This is a genomic window from Microcystis sp. M113S1 (assembly GCF_020246945.1).
Classification (GTDB): domain Bacteria; phylum Cyanobacteriota; class Cyanobacteriia; order Cyanobacteriales; family Microcystaceae; genus Microcystis.
Window position 1 is genome coordinate 1 of the sequence record NZ_JADBSA010000281.1, and the last position, 3,001, is coordinate 3,001.

Annotated in this window: 6 protein-coding genes; all 6 read left to right on the forward strand. The window is 38.9% G+C overall.

The annotated features are described in order from the left end of the window. Positions 1 to 85: 85 nt before the first annotated feature. Positions 86 to 331, forward strand: a complete 246-nt coding sequence (locus IM319_RS14195) for a hypothetical protein (protein WP_287735986.1) — start codon at positions 86 to 88, stop codon at positions 329 to 331. Beyond that, positions 328 to 519 (forward strand): hypothetical protein, encoded by a 192-nt coding sequence (locus IM319_RS14200; RefSeq protein ID WP_231859663.1) that lies wholly within the window; start codon positions 328 to 330, stop codon positions 517 to 519. Before IM319_RS14195 ends, IM319_RS14200 begins: the two co-directional genes overlap by 4 nt. 303 nt (positions 520 to 822) lie before the next feature. Continuing rightward, positions 823 to 1,398 (forward strand): TerD family protein, encoded by a 576-nt coding sequence (locus IM319_RS14205; protein WP_287735987.1) that lies wholly within the window; start codon positions 823 to 825, stop codon positions 1,396 to 1,398. Between the two features lie 14 nt (positions 1,399 to 1,412). After that, positions 1,413 to 2,015 (forward strand): TerD family protein, encoded by a 603-nt coding sequence (locus IM319_RS14210; protein ID WP_287735988.1) that lies wholly within the window; start codon positions 1,413 to 1,415, stop codon positions 2,013 to 2,015. Between the two features lie 12 nt (positions 2,016 to 2,027). After that, positions 2,028 to 2,729 carry a matrixin family metalloprotease gene (locus IM319_RS14215; RefSeq protein WP_002793759.1) on the forward strand — a complete coding sequence of 234 codons (702 nt, stop codon included), beginning with the start codon at positions 2,028 to 2,030 and terminating at the stop codon, positions 2,727 to 2,729. Positions 2,730 to 2,956: 227 nt separating this feature from the next. Beyond that, a partial coding sequence (locus IM319_RS22575) for a helix-turn-helix domain-containing protein (protein ID WP_353737100.1) occupies positions 2,957 to 3,001 on the forward strand: 45 nt, incomplete at its 3' end.

Below are 3,001 nucleotides of genomic sequence, written 5' to 3' on the forward strand. Positions count from 1 at the left end.
ATTTTCAGGTGGTCAACTACCTAATTTTCAGGGAAAAAGTACCTGAATTTTCCCCCTGATCACTCCCATGCCTGGTACTTTTTGATTGACAAAAAGTCTAAAAGTCTTACCCAACAAGGTTTTTAGATTTATTCAGCAGAAGCTACTTAAAGATACTATTTTAGAACAAGAAAAACAGACTAAACTGGTTAATTTACTTCAGTCTTGGATTGATGAAGAAGATGAACAAGAACAACAAGAAACAGGTGAATATTTAATCGAAGCACTTGACCAAGATCGCTTATCTGAGCGTCCTTTATTTCCGGCTGAATTAAAGGGAGTAACTTGGTGAATAGAGTAGTTTTATTAGATACGGGAATTATCGGTTTAATTACTAATCCTAAGCGAGCGCCTGAAAGTCTAGCTTGTAATTGTTGGCTACAAACGCTAATTAAAGCAGGTATTAGGGTTATTCTTCCAGAAATTGCTGATTATGAGGTGCGTCGAGAGTTGTTACGCGCTAACAAGATTAGTAGTTAGATTGTGTAATTAATCGTGTATAGCTACATACTAAATTTCTCAATTCCCGACAGACATAGAGATTCTAAAATCCAAGACCAACCCGTTAAAAGATTTTTTTACTACCCTACTCTCAAGGGTAACAATAATTATAAATTTTTGTAAATTTGTGTTGGTTTACACTTGACAAAATCGGTGGGGGGGGGTAAAGTGAACTTTATTATGATTGGTTTTGTGACCCCTAAGGTCTTGACAAATTATGAAAAAAACCTCTGACTTAACTGTACAGTTCATTCAATATGCGATTGCCCGGGAGAGTATTTTATGGCAGTTTCATTAACAAAAGGACAACGAGTATCGCTAGAAAAAGTTGCTCCTGGATTATCAGAAGTATTTGTAGGATTGGGATGGGATGTCAAAGCCACTGACACTGGATCGGACTTCGATCTAGATTCGTCGGTGTTTTTGTTGGGAGCTAATGAAAAGCTAATCTCAGATAAACACTTCATCTTCTACAACAATCTTGTCAGCCCTGACCAAAACAAATCAGTTCAACATAACGAGGATAACCTAACAGGACTTGGGGAAGGGGATGATGAAGTTATTAAAATTGACCTCAAGAAAGTACCAGAAGAAGTCAAGAAGATTGTTATTACGGTAACGATTCACGAGGCACAGCAACGTCGCCAGAACTTTGGACAAGTACAAAACGCTTTTGTGCGTATCGTCAATGCTCAGAACAAACAAGAGGCTGTACGCTACGACTTAGTAGAAGACTATTCTATTGAAACCGCCCTAATCATGGCAGAACTATATCGCAAAGATGGGCAATGGTCGCTCAACGCGGTGGGGTCTGGCTATCAAGGAGGGCTGCAAGCATTGCTAGATCGTTATAGCTAAGGAAAGTTCAAATTATGGCTATCAATTTACAGAAAGGGCAACGCATTTCCCTGACAAAAGAGGCACCTGGTCTGAAAAAAATTATTTGTGGACTAGGATGGGATGTAGTAGAACAAACTGGGGGTGGCTTGTTCGGCGCATTTAGTGACAGACCGAACTACGACCTAGATTCCTCGGTAATCTGCTTGGGCAATAACGGAAAAGTTGGAGACAAGGACGATCTAGTTTATTTTGGCAATCTCAAGCATCGATCGGGAGGAATCACTCACTTGGGAGATAACTTAACGGGAGCAGGAGAGAGAGATGATGAGCAAATCATTGTTGATCTTTCTTTAGTGCCATCACGAATTACCAAACTGGTTTTTACAGTCAATATTTATGACTGTATAGCCAGAAAACAAGACTTTTCCCAGGTAAAAAACGCATTTGTACGATTAGTCGATATGTCTAACAACAAAGAGCTTGCTCGCTACAATCTATCAGGAAATGAATACAAAGGTGCTACGGGAATGATTATGGCAGAGTTATACCAACATAACGACGAGTGGAAGTTAGCTGCAATTGGAAATGGAGTTAGTGTCAACGGATTAGGAGAAATTGTCGGTTCTTATGCTTAGTAAAGGAAAGCTATGTCATCTTTATTTGAACGACTGGACTTAACTAAATACAACCGCAAGCTAAAACAATCTCTATCTCAGCGTATAGATCTCACTAGACCAATTAAACTCAGGTGTCAATCTTGTAGATTGCGCCTTCAAGCAGAATGGGAATTTTGTCCTAACTGCGGTTTTCCCTTGCGAAATTTTTCAGAAAAAAGTCGCCATTGTATTTGGATAGATATTTCAAATATGGAAGTCTTACCCGAATATCAAGAAACCATGAGTGCAATTTTTATGGAAGCTTTTTCCAGACTGTATGGTGCATTCAGAGGTGTTCAGGTTTTTCTTACTACAGAACCACCTAACAGTCAGGAATGGCAAGATAAATTTACTCATGTTTATGTATTTGCTGACAGTCAGCCAGTAGATTATTTAGGAGTAGCGAGCTTCTTATTAGGTAAAGTTACTGGTCATGCAATTATCAGAATCGATCAAGTTTTTTATGCTTCTTGTAGAGGCAATCTTAGTATTAGTAGTCTATCTAACTTAATTGCCAACACGATTGCTCATGAGATTGGTCATACATTAGGTTTAGATCACTCTGCATTGCCAACAGATGTCATGCACGATGGATTAGACTACACGACTCATGGTGCCATGCCTCCTTCATTTCACGCAGAGCAGATTAACCTGATGAACAGTGCCATTCGCAGATATAAGACTGAAGAATAATGTTAGTGCGATCACACTTGATCATATAGTGTGATCGCTTTTTTTGTTATAATCTTAGAAGTGTGGATGAATGAAGCAAAATTGGCTCTCCCGTACTTGTGATGATAACAAAAAATTGCTGATACAATATTTTCATCGAAAATTTTGGGTCTGAAACCCCGTCGTTCTACGACGGCTTTACCGTTAAATACTAGCGCATTTACCAAATATATGCTAAAATGTGAGACATGGAAAAAGCCTACTCGTTTCGATTTTACCCCACACCAGAACAA

Bases quoted from the DNA above. Each gene is read 5' to 3' on its own strand.
- IM319_RS14205 (WP_287735987.1), top strand. From the start codon at position 823: ATGGCAGTTTCATTAACAAAAGGACAACGAGTATCGCTAGAAAAAGTT.
- IM319_RS14215 (WP_002793759.1), top strand. From the start codon at position 2,028: ATGTCATCTTTATTTGAACGACTGGACTTAACTAAATACAACCGCAAG.
- IM319_RS14210 (WP_287735988.1), top strand. From the start codon at position 1,413: ATGGCTATCAATTTACAGAAAGGGCAACGCATTTCCCTGACAAAAGAG.